The following is a 311-nucleotide window of genomic DNA, read 5'->3' as shown; positions in this document are numbered from 1 at the left end:
GGCCAAGGTGATCCGCGTCACATCAGCCGGGGCGGCGGCGGCGCAGCGCGCCATTGTCGCCGTCGAGGCCGCCGACGCGGCCTTCTTCGAACCGGTGGACGAGGCGAGGCTCGTCGGCCTGCTGCGTCAGCTTGCCGGCGAGATCCGCTGAGGCCGAACGAGCGTTACGCCAGGAATTTGGCGATGATCGCGTCACCCATGGCAACAGTGCCAACCTCGGTCATGCCGGGGGAGAAGATATCCTTGGTGCGCAGGCCCTGGTCGAGCACGGCGGCGATTGAAGCTTCGAGCTTGTCGGCTTCATCGCCCAT

The 311-nt window shown here is 66.9% G+C and carries 1 pseudogene; it reads right to left on the bottom strand.

Annotated elements, in window-relative coordinates:
- Nucleotides 1-164: 164 nt before the first annotated feature.
- Nucleotides 165-311 (bottom strand): annotated as a pseudogene (locus EN852_RS38415) (isocitrate/isopropylmalate family dehydrogenase); the annotation flags it as partial.

The sequence above is a fragment of the Mesorhizobium sp. M2E.F.Ca.ET.209.01.1.1 genome (assembly GCF_004010375.2).
Lineage (GTDB): Bacteria > Pseudomonadota > Alphaproteobacteria > Rhizobiales > Rhizobiaceae > Mesorhizobium.
This window is presented reverse-complemented; position numbering and strand designations above follow the sequence as displayed.